This is a genomic window from Candidatus Formimonas warabiya (assembly GCF_002777255.1).
GTDB classification, from domain to species: domain Bacteria; phylum Bacillota; class Dehalobacteriia; order Dehalobacteriales; family Dehalobacteriaceae; genus Formimonas; species Formimonas warabiya.
The window spans coordinates 2,223,402-2,238,504 of the sequence record NZ_CP017634.1 but is presented as its reverse complement, the minus strand read 5'-3'; the positions used below and the strand labels follow the sequence as shown (position 1 = coordinate 2,238,504).

At 49.5% G+C, this 15,103-nt stretch carries 13 protein-coding genes; 10 read left to right on the top strand and 3 right to left on the bottom strand.

All coding sequences use genetic code 11. From position 1 onward, the window contains the following. The first annotated feature begins 5 nt into the window (after positions 1-5). Together DCMF_RS10470 and hslO are read left to right on the top strand one after the other, a co-directional pair. Positions 6-1,184 (top strand): metallophosphoesterase, encoded by a 1,179-nt coding sequence (locus tag DCMF_RS10470; protein WP_148134382.1) that lies wholly within the window; start codon positions 6-8, stop codon positions 1,182-1,184. A 46-nt stretch (positions 1,185-1,230) separates the two neighbouring features. Further along, a complete protein-coding gene (gene hslO / locus DCMF_RS10465; RefSeq protein WP_148134381.1) occupies positions 1,231-2,133 on the top strand; it encodes an Hsp33 family molecular chaperone HslO in 903 nt (300 codons plus the stop codon). 49 nt (positions 2,134-2,182) lie between these two features. Here hslO and uvsE read toward each other — a convergent pair whose 3' ends face one another. Both uvsE and splB read right to left on the bottom strand, forming a co-directional pair. Then, positions 2,183-3,136 carry a UV DNA damage repair endonuclease UvsE gene (gene uvsE, locus DCMF_RS10460; RefSeq protein WP_148134380.1) on the bottom strand — a complete coding sequence of 318 codons (954 nt, stop codon included), beginning with the start codon at positions 3,134-3,136 and terminating at the stop codon, positions 2,183-2,185. A gap of 12 nt (positions 3,137-3,148) precedes the next feature. After that, the gene (gene splB, locus DCMF_RS10455) at positions 3,149-4,174 is read right to left on the bottom strand and encodes a spore photoproduct lyase (RefSeq protein WP_148134379.1); all 1,026 of its coding nucleotides are present in this window, start codon (positions 4,172-4,174) and stop codon (positions 3,149-3,151) included. Between the two features lie 244 nt (positions 4,175-4,418). Here splB and DCMF_RS10450 point away from each other — a divergent pair, with 244 nt between their 5' ends. After that, entirely contained in the window at positions 4,419-5,672 is a 1,254-nt protein-coding gene (locus DCMF_RS10450) for a LysM peptidoglycan-binding domain-containing protein (RefSeq protein WP_148134378.1), read from the top strand. 305 nt (positions 5,673-5,977) lie between these two features. Next, positions 5,978-7,114, top strand: a complete 1,137-nt coding sequence (locus DCMF_RS10445; protein ID WP_148134377.1) for a DUF362 domain-containing protein — start codon at positions 5,978-5,980, stop codon at positions 7,112-7,114. A gap of 139 nt (positions 7,115-7,253) precedes the next feature. On the opposite strand, the gene DCMF_RS10440 is transcribed toward DCMF_RS10445, so the two are convergent. After that, positions 7,254-7,433, bottom strand: coding sequence for a small, acid-soluble spore protein, alpha/beta type (locus DCMF_RS10440; RefSeq protein WP_148134376.1), 180 nt, complete (start codon positions 7,431-7,433; stop codon positions 7,254-7,256). 933 nt (positions 7,434-8,366) lie between these two features. On the opposite strand from DCMF_RS10440, the gene DCMF_RS10435 reads away from it, so the two are divergent. The 6 genes from DCMF_RS10435 (at position 8,367) to DCMF_RS10410 (ending at position 15,044) form a co-directional block, all read left to right on the top strand. Further along, positions 8,367-9,833, top strand: coding sequence for a DASS family sodium-coupled anion symporter (locus DCMF_RS10435; RefSeq protein ID WP_214659254.1), 1,467 nt, complete (start codon positions 8,367-8,369; stop codon positions 9,831-9,833). Between the two features lie 97 nt (positions 9,834-9,930). Next, the gene (locus tag DCMF_RS10430) at positions 9,931-10,272 is read left to right on the top strand and encodes a DUF3870 domain-containing protein (protein WP_148134374.1); all 342 of its coding nucleotides are present in this window, start codon (positions 9,931-9,933) and stop codon (positions 10,270-10,272) included. Positions 10,273-10,455: 183 nt separating this feature from the next. Further along, on the top strand, positions 10,456-11,652 hold the full coding sequence (locus DCMF_RS10425; RefSeq protein ID WP_148134373.1) for a 2-methylaconitate cis-trans isomerase PrpF family protein: 1,197 nt from the start codon (positions 10,456-10,458) through the stop codon (positions 11,650-11,652). A 43-nt stretch (positions 11,653-11,695) separates the two neighbouring features. Continuing rightward, the gene (locus DCMF_RS10420) at positions 11,696-12,376 is read left to right on the top strand and encodes a 4Fe-4S dicluster domain-containing protein (RefSeq protein WP_148134372.1); all 681 of its coding nucleotides are present in this window, start codon (positions 11,696-11,698) and stop codon (positions 12,374-12,376) included. 12 nt (positions 12,377-12,388) lie between these two features. Beyond that, positions 12,389-14,029, top strand: a complete 1,641-nt coding sequence (locus DCMF_RS10415) for an FAD-binding protein (RefSeq protein ID WP_148134371.1) — start codon at positions 12,389-12,391, stop codon at positions 14,027-14,029. A gap of 16 nt (positions 14,030-14,045) precedes the next feature. Continuing rightward, positions 14,046-15,044 carry a cytochrome b/b6 domain-containing protein gene (locus DCMF_RS10410; RefSeq protein WP_148134370.1) on the top strand — a complete coding sequence of 333 codons (999 nt, stop codon included), beginning with the start codon at positions 14,046-14,048 and terminating at the stop codon, positions 15,042-15,044. Positions 15,045-15,103: the final 59 nt, after the last annotated feature.

Genomic DNA, 15,103 nt, shown 5'->3' with positions numbered 1-15,103 from the left:
GCGGCGTGAAGTGGTACTTTTGGATATTTATTGCTATTTTTCTTGCCCTCTACGGTCTGATCAATTACTATGTGGGCCTGCGGGGCTGGCAATATCTTTTTCGGTATCTTCCCGGTTTATCCGGGTGGCTTTATTGGAGCCTGTTTTGGATCGTGGTGTGGTCCAATGTGGCTGTTCAAATCGGGAAAAGGTTTTTTCCCTATCAGGTCGGCCTGGTCCTTACCTGGGTAGGCGCTTACTGGATGGGGATGATGTTTTATTCCTTGCTCATCATTGCTGCTCTCGACTTGGTACGAATAGTGGCTGGCTGGACCGGCCTGATTCCGGGGGAAGGGGTGTTTTTCCTCGGGTATGACCGGTTGCTGGCCCTGGGGATATTGATGATCGTCATCGGCATTCAAGTGTATGGTACATGGAATGCCAATCATACGCAGATGCGGTCTTATGAAATCACCATTCCAAAAGCTGCCGGGCCTCTTCAGAACCTCCGCGTCCTGATGGTATCGGACATCCATTTGGGTAAAATTGTGGGGGAAAGGCGCTTGGAGAAACTGGTGCAGTTGATCAATGACCGGAATCCAGGCCTGGTCCTATTGGTGGGAGATACCGTGGATGGAAATGTGGACGTGTTTTCCGAGCAAAAAATAGATGATTGTTTCCTTAAGCTGCGGTCCAAATATGGGGCGTATGCTGTTTTAGGCAACCATGAATATATCAGCCGGGAAGTGGACGAGACCATCCTGCATTTAGAAAAGGCCGGGGTTCGCGTGCTGCGGGATGAGGCTCTCATGGTGGCGGACAGTTTTTATCTGGTGGGCCGGGATGATGCGTCCGGAAAAAACTTTTCCAGATCCGGCCGTAAGGAATTGTCCCAACTCATGCATGAAGTGGACGGGAATTTTCCCGTTATTTTACTGGATCATCAGCCCCAAAACCTGGGGGAAGCAGAAAAACTGGGTGTTGACCTGCAAGTATCCGGTCATACCCACCGGGGACAGCTGTTCCCCAATAATTGGATTACGGCGCGAATTTTTGAAAATGACTGGGGATACTTGCGCAAAGGAAATCTTCAGGTGATCGTCTCTTCCGGGTACGGTACCTGGGGACCGCCGATCCGGATCGGCAGCAGGTCGGAAGTGGTAGAGATACTGATGCACTTTCAGCCCCACGGACAAAAAAGTTAAGAAACGGAAGATATGATGTAAGGCAAGGAAAGGAATGAATATGGGCATGTCTGATTACTGCATTCGGGCCACGGCAGCAGAAGGAAAGGTGCGCTGCTGGGTGGCGTCAACGACGGATTTATGTGAGGAAGCCCGCCGGCGTCATGATACCTATCCCACGGCTACGGCTGCCTTAGGCCGTTTGCTCACCGCCGGGGTGATGATGGGATTAAATTTGAAAGGGGAAGACACCCTTACTTTGCGGGTGATGGGGGAAGGGCCTTTAGGGGCGGTGGTGGTAGTGGGAAATGCCCGAGGAGAAGTCCGGGGCTATGTCCAGAATCCTCATACCCATCTGCCCAGCCAGCGTCCGGGAAAACTGGATGTGGGCGGGGCCGTAGGAAAAAACGGCTTTCTTTATGTGATTAAAGATTTAGGACTGAAGGAACCTTATTCAGGAAGCGTGCCGCTGGTTTCCGGGGAGATCGGGGAAGATCTGACCCGTTATTTTGCGGAATCTGAACAGACGCCTTCGGCGGTGGCTTTAGGGGTTCTAGTGGAAACCGATCATTCGGTAAAAGCGGCCGGGGGATATATTGTGCAGATCATGCCGGGGGCGACGGAAGAAGAGATTTGCCAGCTGGAAAAAAATATTGGACAGGTTCCTCCGGTGAGCCAGATGATTGATGAAGGGATGATACCCGAACAAATTGCGGAACGAGTCTTGCAAGGTATGGGGGTTCAGGTGTTGGAGAAACACCCCGTGGCCTTTAAGTGCCGATGTTCCCGGGAACGTTTGGCCCATATTCTTAAGGGCATTGGCAAAGAAGAGCTGAAAACGATTTTGGCAGAACAGGGGCAGGCGGAGCTGCTGTGCCATTTCTGCGGGGAAAGATACCGGTTTGGGGCGGATGACCTGAAGATGATGATTGCTGAAATTGACCGGGAAAAAACAGAAAGCGCCCCCTAAAAAAAGGTTTCATGATCATCCGGAACCAGAAAAGCCCTTGGGGCTTTTTTTATATCCTCATCATGGCTTCATTGATCAGGGTTACCCCTTTTTTCCGGCTCATTTCTTTCACCAAGGCGAAGAGGGCCAGATCTTTATTCTTCGCTTCCAGCATCACGTCGATATCCTGGTTAAATTCCCGCGCCGTCATGATAAAGTGATAAAAGGATTCCGGGTCAATCTCCTGGGCGTGGCAGCGGATTTTTTCCGGGGACCGGGGACTGGAAAAATGAAGTTTGGGAATTTGATGGGTCCAGGTGGCGTAGACCTGGGGTAACAGGCGGGAAAGCTGTTCCCCGGCGTGATGGACCAGGTGATGGTGGACATCCAATACCATGGGAACCTTCAGTTTCCGGCACACTTCAATGACGTCGCCCGCAGAGTAAGACCGGTCGTCATTTTCCAGCATTAATCGGCTTTTAATATGGGATGGAAGCATCTGAAAATTGGCAAGGAACCTTTTTAAAGACGCGGTTTTATCCTGATACCGTCCCCCGATATGGAGCACCATTTTGGTCTGTTTGTCCAGTCCCATGGCCCGAAAAAGTCCGGCATGATAGTCTAAGTCTTTGATGGAACCCGCTACCACAGCTTCATCGGGACTGTTTATTACGGTAAAATGGTCCGGATGGGCGCTGACCCGCAGATGATGAGCCCGGCAATAGTGGCCAAGGCCCTGAAGTTCAGGGGCAAATTCCCTCAGGTAATCCCAATCTTCCACCAAAGGATGAGTTGCTAAAGGAATGATCTGGGAAGAAAAACGGTAGAGCAGAATATCATGGGCGGTATTGTACCGCAGCACCCGGAACGTATTCTCGATATTTTGCCGGGCTACTCGGCGGAGTTTGTCCAGCCGGGCTTCCTGGTCCGCTATCCCGGAATAGGTTTTAAAGGTGACGGTTTTGGCCGGAGAACAATTTTCCAATTGAAGGCTGAGGGCCGCGTAGCCTAAGCGTATTTTCATGTTTTACCTCTTTTAGACAAAATACTCGATTTTCGCCTGGGGAAAGACCTGGGAAATTTCCCTTAAAAAGAAAGCCTTTAATTCCTCATAGTCCTCTTTGGGATAAAGGTATTTGATATAGCCGAATTGGCCGTATTTTACCCGCCGTTCTTCTTCCTTCATCACCAGCTTTGTGTCGGGAAATAGGTCCAGGATGTTCTTTTTTGCCCTTTGGGTAAAACGGTGGGTAATGAGTTCGAAGGTCAGATCATCCAGGGCAGAGGGCAACAACTGCTGTTTCAAGTGCGTGAGTAGCGTCCGGTACTGGTCTTTCCAGCCGTCAAAAATCAGAATCGGCGCAATAATAAAGCCCAGGGGGTAGCCGGCGTAGGAAACCTTGGAGGCCGCTTCAATCCGCTCGCGTAACGGCGGCGTGCCATGTTCAAAGTTCCCAATGACCTCATCGCTGTTCAGGCTGAAACGAAAACGGGTATGGTTCTGATGGGCCAGTTTCAGCAAGGGATCCACATTGGCAAACTTGGTGACAAAACGAAAACGGCCAAATTCCTGTTCCCCGAAGAATTCGATGGTCTTGGCCAGGGCCCCGCCGTATGGTTCCACAGGTAAGGGATCCGAGGTGGCGGCACCTTCAAAAACGGTAATCTCCGGTTTTCTTTCCTCAATATATTGCGCAGCTTGGTGCAGTATTTCATCCTGGTTCACATAAATCCGGATGTAGGGTTTTTTCCCTAAGGTCGTTTGGAGATAGCAGTACTCACATTTGCCCGGGCAACTTGTTACAAGAGGGATTTGGTAATGGGCCGAAGGTTTACAGCCTTCAAACTTGAGTGTTTTTCTTACGCCGACCACCAAGGTGGCTTTGGCCTCCCGGTATGCTTCATGAGGAGTTTTACCCGGGATCCCGCTGATCCTATTGTGTGAAGTGATTTTTTCCAGGGGAATGTTTAAATCCCGGAAACGGGCCCACAACTCACGGCCCAAAGGATAGTCCAGGGCCTTCTGTTCAAAATAAACTCTTTTGGGGATGAAGTCCTTCATTCCATTCGCCTCCATAAGTTTTCGCCTATTCTTGCCCTTCGGTTGCGGCACTACCTTTTTATTATTGCCGAAAAACGAAAAGATCATTTTTCTTTTCCCGAACCCCGGTCCCAGGGAACGGATCCCTACCGATCCCGGCTGGGACCATCTATGTCCTTTTTTACCGGCGGTCTGTCCTCCGTGTCACGATTGATTTTGGTCCGCATATATTGTACTGAAAATCATTGAAAGGAGGACTTGACAAGTGGACTATAAGGTTCAAAAAGGGGATACCTTGTGGCTTATTGCGAAAAGGTTCGGTGTCAGCCTGGAGGATTTAATTGCGGCCAATCCGGACATTGCTGACCCGGACTACATCCAAGTCGGGCTTATGATTCATATTCCTGGAAAATCCAATGTGCATGTAGTCAAAAAAGGAGATACCATGTGGCTGATCGCCAAAAAATATGGCGTCAGCTTGGAAGACCTGATTGCCGCCAATTCCCAAATAGCCGATCCCAACAAGATTGACGTGAATATGCCGGTGTATATACCGAGCGGAGGGATGAGCCAGAACGTCAATTATCAGGCGATCACAAAAGCGGGCATGAAAAACACTGCTCCCAAAGCGCCGATGATGACGGCACCTGCTTATGAGGCACCTAGCAAAGCGGCACCTAGTTATGTGGCACCTGCTTATGAAGCGCCAAGTAAAGTGGCACCTAGTCATGTGGCGCCTGCCCCTATGCCTGCAAAAGTGTCCGGGGCGGAAGAGGAAGGGCCGAATTACCTGCAAACAATGATTTATGTGGTTAAGACAGGGGATACCTTGTTTAAGATCGCGAAAATGTTTGGTGTTCCCTTGCAAAAACTGATTTCTGCCAATAAACATATCTCAGATCCTGACAAAATCTCTCCCGGCCATAAAGTAAAAGTCCCTGTTGAAAAAGAGGTTGTGGAAAAGAAATATTACTATAGCCCGCCGGAACAACCTTCTCCCATGCCTGCGGCGCCCCTGGCCGAAACGGAAGCACAGTCCCAACTGCCCATGGAGCCGATCATGGAGGAAATGCCTATGGAGCCAATGATGGAGCAAAATTACCCCATGATGCCGATGATGCAAATGTGTCCGATGATGTCCATGATGCCCACGTGCCCGATGATGCAGCAAATGGAGATGATGTCTGCGATGCCCATGGCCCAGGAAATGGAGATGATGCCCATGATGCCCATGGGGCAGCAAATGGAAATGATGCCTATGGGCCAGATGGGGCAGCAGATGGAAATGATGCCTATGGGCCAGATGGGGCAGCAGATGGAAATGATGCCTATGGGTCAGATGGCGCAGCAAATGGAGATGGGCCCGATGGCGCAACAAATGGACCCCATGGGAATGATGCCCGTGTGCCCGATGATGCAGCAAATGCCCCACTGCCCGGAAAAGTCGAAACACCATCAGGCCAAACACCACACCCCCCATAGCAGTACGGACAAAGACAGCTGCCACAGCAGCAGTTAGTAAGTGAAATAAAGAAGGGAGTCCTGGCGGACTCCTTTTTCGATGCCTAAAGGTGTTCCGGTGCAACCGTGCCTGCCGTCTCTGAAGCCGTTGAATGGGCAGAATCCTATAGCAAAGCAAGATATTGTAATACACAGTCATAATTGGATTTATAAAGGGAGATGATAAAAGCAGGATTATTCCCTTTCTTGATCGAAGTCTCAAATTCAATCATTTATCCGGGTGACCTTAGGTTCTGAGTCCTTTGGCAAGAGCAGCCGGTGGGTCATCTAGCGCAGCAGGTTCCCTGCTCTGAGGGGGTTATCATGGAGACTGTTTTTTTAGGTCGATGCGATTCATACCGGCAGGAAGAGGTCGACCATGCCGTACACCGCATGTTTCTTGCCTTTGGCGGGGGTTCTCACCTGTTCCGTCCCGGGGAAACCATCTTTTTAAAAGTAAATCTTTTAATGAAAAAGAAACCTGAGGCTGCCGTGACCACTCACCCTGCTGTGGTGGAAGCGGTTGCAAAGGAACTGATGCAGGCAGGCTGCCGGGTGGTGATCGGCGACAGTCCAGGGGGGCCTTTTACCCCGCTCTGGCTAAAAGGGATTTATAAATCCACAGGCATGGAGGAGGTCGCCGCGAAAACCGGCTGTGCCTTGAATTATGATGTGGAGACGATTACTGTTCCTGTAGAAGATGGTTCTCTCGTCAAATCGCTGACCCTGTCCCGGGCCATGTGGAGCGCCGACGGCTTAATCAGCCTGGGCAAACTAAAAACTCATGGTATGACGGTTTTTACCGGGGCGGTAAAAAATTTGTTTGGCGTGATACCGGGGCTAATGAAAGCGGAGTATCACTTGAAAATGCCCGGGCAGGAAGAATTCTGCCAGTTGCTGGTTGATATCTGCCAAAAAATCAAGCCCAGGTTCTCCCTGATTGATGGCATTATGGGCATGGAAGGAGAGGGTCCCTCTTCCGGGACACCCCGGCCGGTAAAAGCTTTGGTGGGGAGTGTCAGTCCCTATGGAGCCGACTGGGTGGGGGCAAAATTAATCGGATTGAACATGGACCGGGTGCCCACACTGGTAGTAGCCCAAAAAAGAGGATTGACGGACGGGCAGGTAAATATTGTAGGCGATGCCTTAGACCATTTAAAAATCCTTGATTTTAAAATACCCTCCACAAGAAATATCCATTTTTACCGGGGCAAATTTCCTAAATGGATGGAGCGTTATCTAGACAATTGGCTCACTCCCCGGCCTTTGTTTCAACATGACCTCTGCTCTGGGTGTGAAGTGTGCAAAAATAGCTGCCCTCCCTCCGTGATTACCATGGAAAAAGGCAGGCCGAAAGCAGACCTAGACAAGTGCATTCGCTGTTTTTGCTGCCAGGAATTATGTCCCGCCCATGCCGTCCGGATCAAACGCTCCTGGCTCTTCACAAAGATTTTTAATTAGACAGCTTGGCTTGCCAAGCCTTTGGCGACGGCGGAAGTCCTAGTTGCTCTTATACTTTCAACCTTTTGAAACTTATAAATTTTGAAAGTAAAATTAAGCACCAGGGATCATCCCTGGTGCTTTTGTGCGCTTTTGAAGGTTATTTCAGGGTAGGGGACATGGCTCTTTCCGCGATTTCAATCGCCTGTTTCACCATGTTACCGCACTGCCGGGACGGAACGGAGCCGAATCCTTCCGTCTGAACGGTATTGTAAATCCCTAATTCTTTAGCAATTTCCATTTTTAACTGTTCAGACATTACGCCTCTCCGTCTTGCCATGTGAAAAACCTCCCTCACATTTTAATTACGCACGCATTATATTGTGTGTGATTATGAGTAACTTATGTTAAAAAGAAAATGGTTTTTTTGTCACCATTTGCACCAGCTAAAAAGATTTTATCCTGGAAAACAAGGGCAGATTAGGACATAAATTGAGGAAAAAATAAGAAAAAAATTTAAATTTTACAAGAGGAATTTTAAATAGGATATCGAATAGGTTTAATATTAAAAGTGGAAGTATATTTTTCGTTTTAGAAAAATATAAAGTAATAACAACTAAAAAACCGTGTTTTGCTGTTTTGTCTTGATCCCCAACTAGCGAAGGGAAAAAGAAAAGGCATTAAGCCAGCAAGCAGAGTAAGAGAAAAGTCGTGCTTATTCTGATTGCTGGTTTTATCTTTTATGTGGATAATTTATCTTATCCTCTAAGGGAGCGTCGAACAGGAAGCATAGTTGAGGGAAAAATAGGAAAAAGCTTAAATTTTTCGAGAGGGGATTCCTAAATTATCTTGAATTTTAAATAGAGAGATATCTTTAATAGCATGAATAATAAAGGAGCTTAATAATTGAAAATATTGATTAAATAAGAAATAATTTGCTGATGTACCTCCGCCCCAACAAAAGGAAGGGGTAGAGGAGGTAATGAACCAGCGAATGGGATGGCGGATCTTTGCTGTTTTTGCCCTGATCTCCCAACTAGCGAAGGGAAAAGAAAAGGCATTAAGCCGGCAGCCGGAGTAAGAAGAGGAAAATCTATGCTTATTCTGATTGCCGGCTTTATTTTTGCTAGGGAAGGGGTGAGCGGGTATGTAAATGGAGCCCTAACTTTGAGAATTGACCCACGAATGTCTAGCATCAGTTAAGCCGAGGACAAAATAGCAACCTTACTGTGCAGGTACCAAAATTATCTCTTTGGGAAGGAAGTGTTTGCTAGTGAGTCAACAGTCAGAAGTTACGCTGCAAAAGGGCAGCGGGCCGGTCGTTACCACCTTGAGAAGCAAATGGTGGAAAGTGGTTTTAGTATTTGGCCTGCCCATCCTGATCTGGTTTGTGGATGCTCCCCCCGGCCTGACCCCGGAAGCCTGGCATATATTTGCGATTTATGCCGGGGCGATACTGGGCGTTATCTTCAAGCCTTTTCCGGAGCCGGTGGTGTTGCTGGCGGCGTGTTCCATTGCAGGGATTGTGTTTAGTGATTATAAAATAGCCTTGAGTGGTTTTTCTAATAGAACGGCCTGGCTGGTTTTTTCCGCCTTTTTAATTGGGCAGGCTTTTGTCGATACCAATTTAGGCAAAAGAATTTCTTATCTCTTATTGAAACGTTTTGGCAAATCATCCCTGGCCATTGGTTATTGTATGGCCCTGAGCGACTTAATTGTCAGCCCGGCCACCCCATCCAATACCGCCCGGTCCGGCGGCATTGTTTATCCCATTTTTAAAAGCCTGGCTGTGGCTTTGGGCTCTGTGCCGGGGCCGACCGCGAAAAAAATCGGCGCTTATCTCACCGCCCTGGAGTATCAAAACAGCCTGACAAGCCATGCCATGTTTATCACTGCCGGGGCTTCCAATGCTGTGGTATTGGCCTTTGCCGTCTCCATCCTAAACATTGAGGTAAGCTGGGCTTTGTGGTTTCTCGCCGCGGCTGTGCCCTGCCTGCTCGTCTTTTTCCTGATGCCTTGGCTGGTGTACAAAGTATATCCCCCGGAATTAAAGGCGATTCCGGAAAGCAAGGCTATTGCCACCCAAGGGCTTCAAGAATTAGGACCCATGACAAAAGAGGAAAAGTATTTGGCCTTCTTTTTTCTGATGGCGATTCTTGGGTGGGCCACGACCAGCATTACCAAAATTGATACCACGATTGTAGCCATTTCCTTTGTTTCCCTGTGCCTGCTTTTTGGTGCGGTGAAGTGGGAATCCTTGGCGGGGAATAAAGGAGCCTGGACCACCTTCATTTGGTATGCCGGCGTTTTGGGGATTGCGGCTACCCTGTCAGACGCCAAATTTTTTGAGTGGTTGGCGGATGTGATGGGCAAAGTCTTACCCCTGGCCGGGTTAAATCCCCTGTTGGTCCTGACGGTCCTGACGATTCTGAGCATCTTGCCCAGATATCTGTTTGCTTCCACAGCAGCCTTCGCGGCTTCTTTTTACCCGGTGCTCTTTGCCATGGCACTGGCGGCAAAGATTGATCCCATGGCGACCACGCTCTTGTTGTCTTTGTCCCTTTCTTACGGTTCCACCCTGGCCCCCTACACCAATGCCGTAGGGCCTATTTTGGCGGGAACGGGCTACGTGGCGGACAGCGGCGTATGGTGGAAATTGGGAGGGCTGCTGGCCATAGCGGGTACCATCGCCCTTTTGGTGATTGGCTTGCCCTATTGGAAACTTCTTGGTTTGTGGTAAGATGTCGGATCGGTGTGGTTTAGGAGATCCATAAAAAGGGAATCATGGTTTTATGTAGAATAAAATGATGTGGGATAAAGCCAGAAAAGGAAAATAAATGAGGAATGAGGGGGGAGAGCAGATAAGAGCGCGGACAGTATTTTTGGCTGGTCATGCCGCATTACCCCAGGGCATGGCGGCAAAAGGCCCTTTCGATCATCTCGCCGTTGTGGTAGAGATTGACAGGAAGTATGGGGTCATTGTGAATGCGCAGTGTACATTAATTACGGATTTAGCAAATGATATTGTGCACCATTGCTTAGTGGGGTTTTGCCTGGCGGATGGGGTAGATATCCTCATCTCCGAGATTATGGATACCTATCATGGTGCGGCAAAAAATGCGATCATTGCTTCATTAAAGGACCTCTATCGGGAATATAATAAGTATAGAGGCATGTAACCGTTTCGTATGCGATCCTGGTATTGAGCAGACGAATGCCGGCTACAGATTGAAGGGAAAAAAGAATCGGGTTAACTGTTCTATATGTGATCGTTTGAGGAAATCAAACGTTAAAACTATTAGACAACCAGTTAAAAAATAACTGGTTGTCTTTTTTTATTTAACTTAAAAGGAGGCTTTATCATGAGTGAGATGGTGCATATTCCTGTGACTATTTATCGGGGGGGAACTAGCAAGGCTTTGATTTTCCGGCCGGAAAACCTGCCGAAGGATCCGGATGAGAGGGATCGGACCATCCTTGCCGCTTACGGGAGCCCGGATCCCAGGCAAATTGACGGCATGGGCGGCGCCGACTCCCTCACCAGCAAAATGGCCATTATCGGAAAGTCGGCGCGGGAGGACGCTGATGTGGATTATACCTTTGGGCAAGTCAGCCTGTTCAATGCCACGATCGATTACTCGGGAAACTGCGGCAATATCTCCTCAGCAGTAGGTCCCTACGCGATTGATGAAGGTTTGGTTCCGGCGGTGGAGCCGGTGACCCCGGTGCGCATATTTAATACCAACACAAAAAAGATCATCGTGGCGGAAGTGCCTGTGGAAAACGGCAAACCGAAGGTGGAAGGGGACTTTCCTATTGACGGGGTGCCGGGCACAGGGGCCAGAATTGTGCTCAACTTCCTTGATTCAGCCGGTTCGGTGACAGGAAAGCTGCTGCCTACGGGTAAGGCCAGAGACCTCATTGATACCAGCCAGGGAAAGTTCCACGTTTCTTTTGTGGATTCAGCTAACCCGGTGATTTTTGTGGGCGCAGAGGAACTGGGGATCAGGGGCACAGAACTGCCGGATGAGGTGAATGCTAATCCCAAGTTGACGGATACTCTGGAAGAAATCCGGGGTATTTTTGCCGTGAAAATCGGCCGGGTGGATGATTGGAGAAATGCCAAGGCTGTGAGCCCGGCGATACCGAAGGTCTGCTTTGTCGCGAAAGCTCAGACTTATCCTGCTTCCGACGGCAGAATGATCAAAGAAGATGAAATCGATATTGTAGGACGAATGATGTCCATGCAGAAGCCTCATAAGGCTTATGCCGTTACCGGTGCCGTCTGCACTGGTACTGCTGCCAAGATTCCCGGCACTGTGGTTTATGATTTGCTGTCCCAGGAAGCCCGGGGTCAGAATCAGATTCGGATTGGTCATCCTTCCGGCAAACTGGAAGTGGAAGTAGATGTGGAAGAAGTGCAGGAAAGTATCCTTCTACGCAAGGCGGCCTTGGCAAGAACAGCCCGGCGTTTGATGGACGGCCAAGTTTATGTGTCGAAAGGGAAGGTCGCTTCTATCCGGCTGGAAACACCACCCAAGAAAAAGTCTGATGAATAGCAGGAGGCTGTCGGTTTTTGATTTTAACTAGGGAGGTAGGACAATGGGAGAAGGATTGATTGAGATCAACGTGATGGGAAGGAGTTATCAGGTACCGGACGGTTTAACCATTATGACGGCTATGGAGTGGATCGGATATAAGTTTACCCGGGGCTGCGGGTGCCGGGGCGGGTTTTGCGGGGCCTGCGGCACCTTTTACCGGGTGCCGGGGGACTACAAAATTTATGTGGGATTGGCCTGCCAGGAAAGAATCGTCCCCGGCATGTATCTGACCCAGATTCCCTTTTTCCCGACCCAAAAAGCCATCTATGATTTGGGAAAAATTGATCGACCGGCGCAGGATCTGCTGGAATTGTATCCGGAAATCAAAAAATGCGTAGGCTGCGGTGCATGCAGCAAAGCCTGTCCCCAAGATCTGAAACCAATTGATTATATTGGGGCAGCTCTTCGGGGCGATTGGAAAAAAGCGGCGGAACTTTCTTTTGATTGCATTATGTGCGGTTTATGTGCTTCCCGGTGTACAGGTGAACTGGTTCCTTATCATATTGCCCTATTTGTGCGCAGGTATTTTTCCAAAAGTGTCCGGCCCAAGCCGCAACAGATTATTGAGCGCAACAAAGATGTTCGGGCAGGTAAGTTTGATAGAGAGGTGCACGCGCTAGCCGGCCTATCGGAAGAAGAAATGAAGAAAAAATATGATCAAAGAGAATTTGAGAAGCTGTAAAGGGGGAGGAACATGTCAGGCTATCCGATGATGATGCAAGAATCCATAAAGAAATTAGAACAAACCCGGTCTTTTCGGCTCAGTCAAGAGATTCCCCGCATGCCGTTTGCCGAGCGGGAGGCGCTGCTCCATGAATGGCATCCCGATTACCGGCCCGATAGCATTAAAGAAGTACGGATCGGACCAAACAAAGGGGAAAAACTCACCAATAAGCTGGTGGATCTCCTGGAAGGCAGAAGTTGTGTCGACCCGGATCAGGTGAATCTGAACCAGATCGACTATGATGTGGATATTTTAGTGATTGGCGCCGGGGGAGGGGGCGTATCCGCTGCTTTGATTGCTCAGGAAAAGGGAGCCCGGGTTTTGATGGCTACCAAGCTCAGGATCGGTGATTCCAATACCGTCATGGCAGAAGGGGGCATTGCCGCCGCTACCCAGGCTAATGACTCCCTGGACCGTCACTTCCTGGATACCATGGGTGGGGGACGTTTTAAAAACAAAAGGGATGTAGTCAGCACCCTGGTGCATGATGCCCCTTTGATGGTAGAGTGGCTGAAAGACTTGGGATGCATGTTTGATACCAAGGATAACGGGGATTTTGTCGTCTCCTTTGCCGGGGGGCATCAGAGAAGAAGAGTCCATTCCTGCAAAGATTTAAGCGGCTTGGAATTTATGCGCGTGATCCGGGATGAATTCCGCAATCAAAAAATCCCCCTCTTAGAGTATACGCCGGCAGTGGAATTATTGCTGGATGAAGAGGGGAAATGTACGGGCGCCTTATTGCAGAATATGGAGACCGGGGAATATCTGGTGGTGAAAGCAAAAGCTGTGATTCTGGCTACCGGCGGCATCGGCCGCCTGCATCCCTGCGATTTTCCCACGACCAACCATTACGGCGCCACTGCCGACGGGCTGGTAATTGCTTACCGGGCGGGAGCAAATCTGCTCCATATGGGGAACATTCAATTCCACCCCACCGGTGCCATGTGGCCGGAGCAGATGCTGGGACAGCTGATCACCGAGGCTTGCCGCGGCAATGGGGCCCAACTGGTGAATGTGAAAGGAGAAAGGTTTATTAACGAACTGGAAACGAGGGACACCGTGTCCTCCGGTATCCTGCGGGAGGTGCAGGGCAGAGGAAACGGGATTCCCACCCCTACCGGCAGAGCAGGCATCTGGCTGGATACACCGCTGATCAATATTCGGGGTGATGCGGGCAAATTAGACCGCATGTTTGCCGGCATTGTGCACCGGTTCCATGAATACGGCATCAATGTGCGGGAAGAACCGATCTTGATTTTCCCTACCCAGCACTACCAAAACGGAGGCGTGGAAATTGATCCGGAAGCGCGAACAAAGGTACCCGGCCTTTATGCCGCGGGCGAGTGTTCCGGTGGGGTACAGGGGATCAACCGTTTAGGCGGAAACTCTTTATTAGATATCTTTGTCTTTGGTCATCGGAGCGCGCACAGTGCGGTGACCTATATCAAAAGCGCCCAAGTAGGAGCGCCGTCCCTGCAGCATGTCAAAAAGTACCATCAGCAATTGAAGGACCTGGGCATCCATAATGGATTGATTTCTCCCATCCTCTTACCCGATTATACCCGGGAGGAAGTGAAGGTGAGAAGTGCTAACGGAGCGAGTATGAACTGAGAGAGGGTGATCTATCGTGCCGGGTTTAAAAACCTTATCACAAAACCGAGAGCTGATTCATGCCATTCTCGATACCCCCTGGTCTCCGGTGGCCAAGTTTCGTTTGCTCTCCAGCGGGATTTCCCCCAATAACCTTTTGGAGGGCGGTGACGAGGTAGCCGGGCAAAAGGCCTGTATCGCCTGCGGCAACTGTGTGGACGCCTGTCCGGTGGTTTTGAGGGAGCGGAGACGCGTGGACCTCCAGACGGAAAGAACATCCTTGCAGCTGGAGCAAATTGTGGATGAGGAATGCCTCCGTTGTTATCGCTGTGTGCAGGCTTGCCCCCAGGTGGACGGGAAGCTGAAAATAGTGGCCACAAGGCACCGCTTGACGGAAAAACTGGTCCACTGGTGGATGGCCATCGGTTATCTATTACTGGCGGCCACAGGCATTGCCATGAACCACTTTGGCCGGGACTGGAATGACTTCTTTTACATGCTGGTCAGTATGGCTCATAAGTGCGGAGCGGTGATCTGGCTGTCTTCTCCTTTTTTATTCTTTTTCTTTGACCGGTACCATTTTAATCGCATGATGAAAGCGGTATTTTCTTTTGGCCGTAAAGATCTTGCCTGGTGGAAACAGGCGATCCGCAGTGTGTTTTCTAAAGAGAAGCATCCCTTTCAGGGTGAGTATAATTCAGGACAAAAATATTGGTACCTGATTATTTTCCTCACTATGACGGTGCTGGGCGTAACCGGCATCATCCGCTGGTTCTGGGCAGATACCATTTCTGGGGAAATGATGGCGGCATTCATACTGGTGCATATCATCTTTGCCTATGTGATCGATCTTAATTTTGCCTATCATTTCGGGCGCAAGCTCTTAAGCCGGGCGATTCAATGGTTCCGTCTCATGTCCCGGGAGACCGTATCCGATATCGTCATGTCCCCTGAGATAAAGGGAACAGTGCAAAGATTACCAGGCGTGAAAGAAATGGGAATCGTGGATCCCCATTCCCAAAAACTCTCTGCTTGAAGCAAGTTCTTCATTCAGAGAGAGAGATTCTTTTACTCCATGTGTCAGGTGAAATGAAA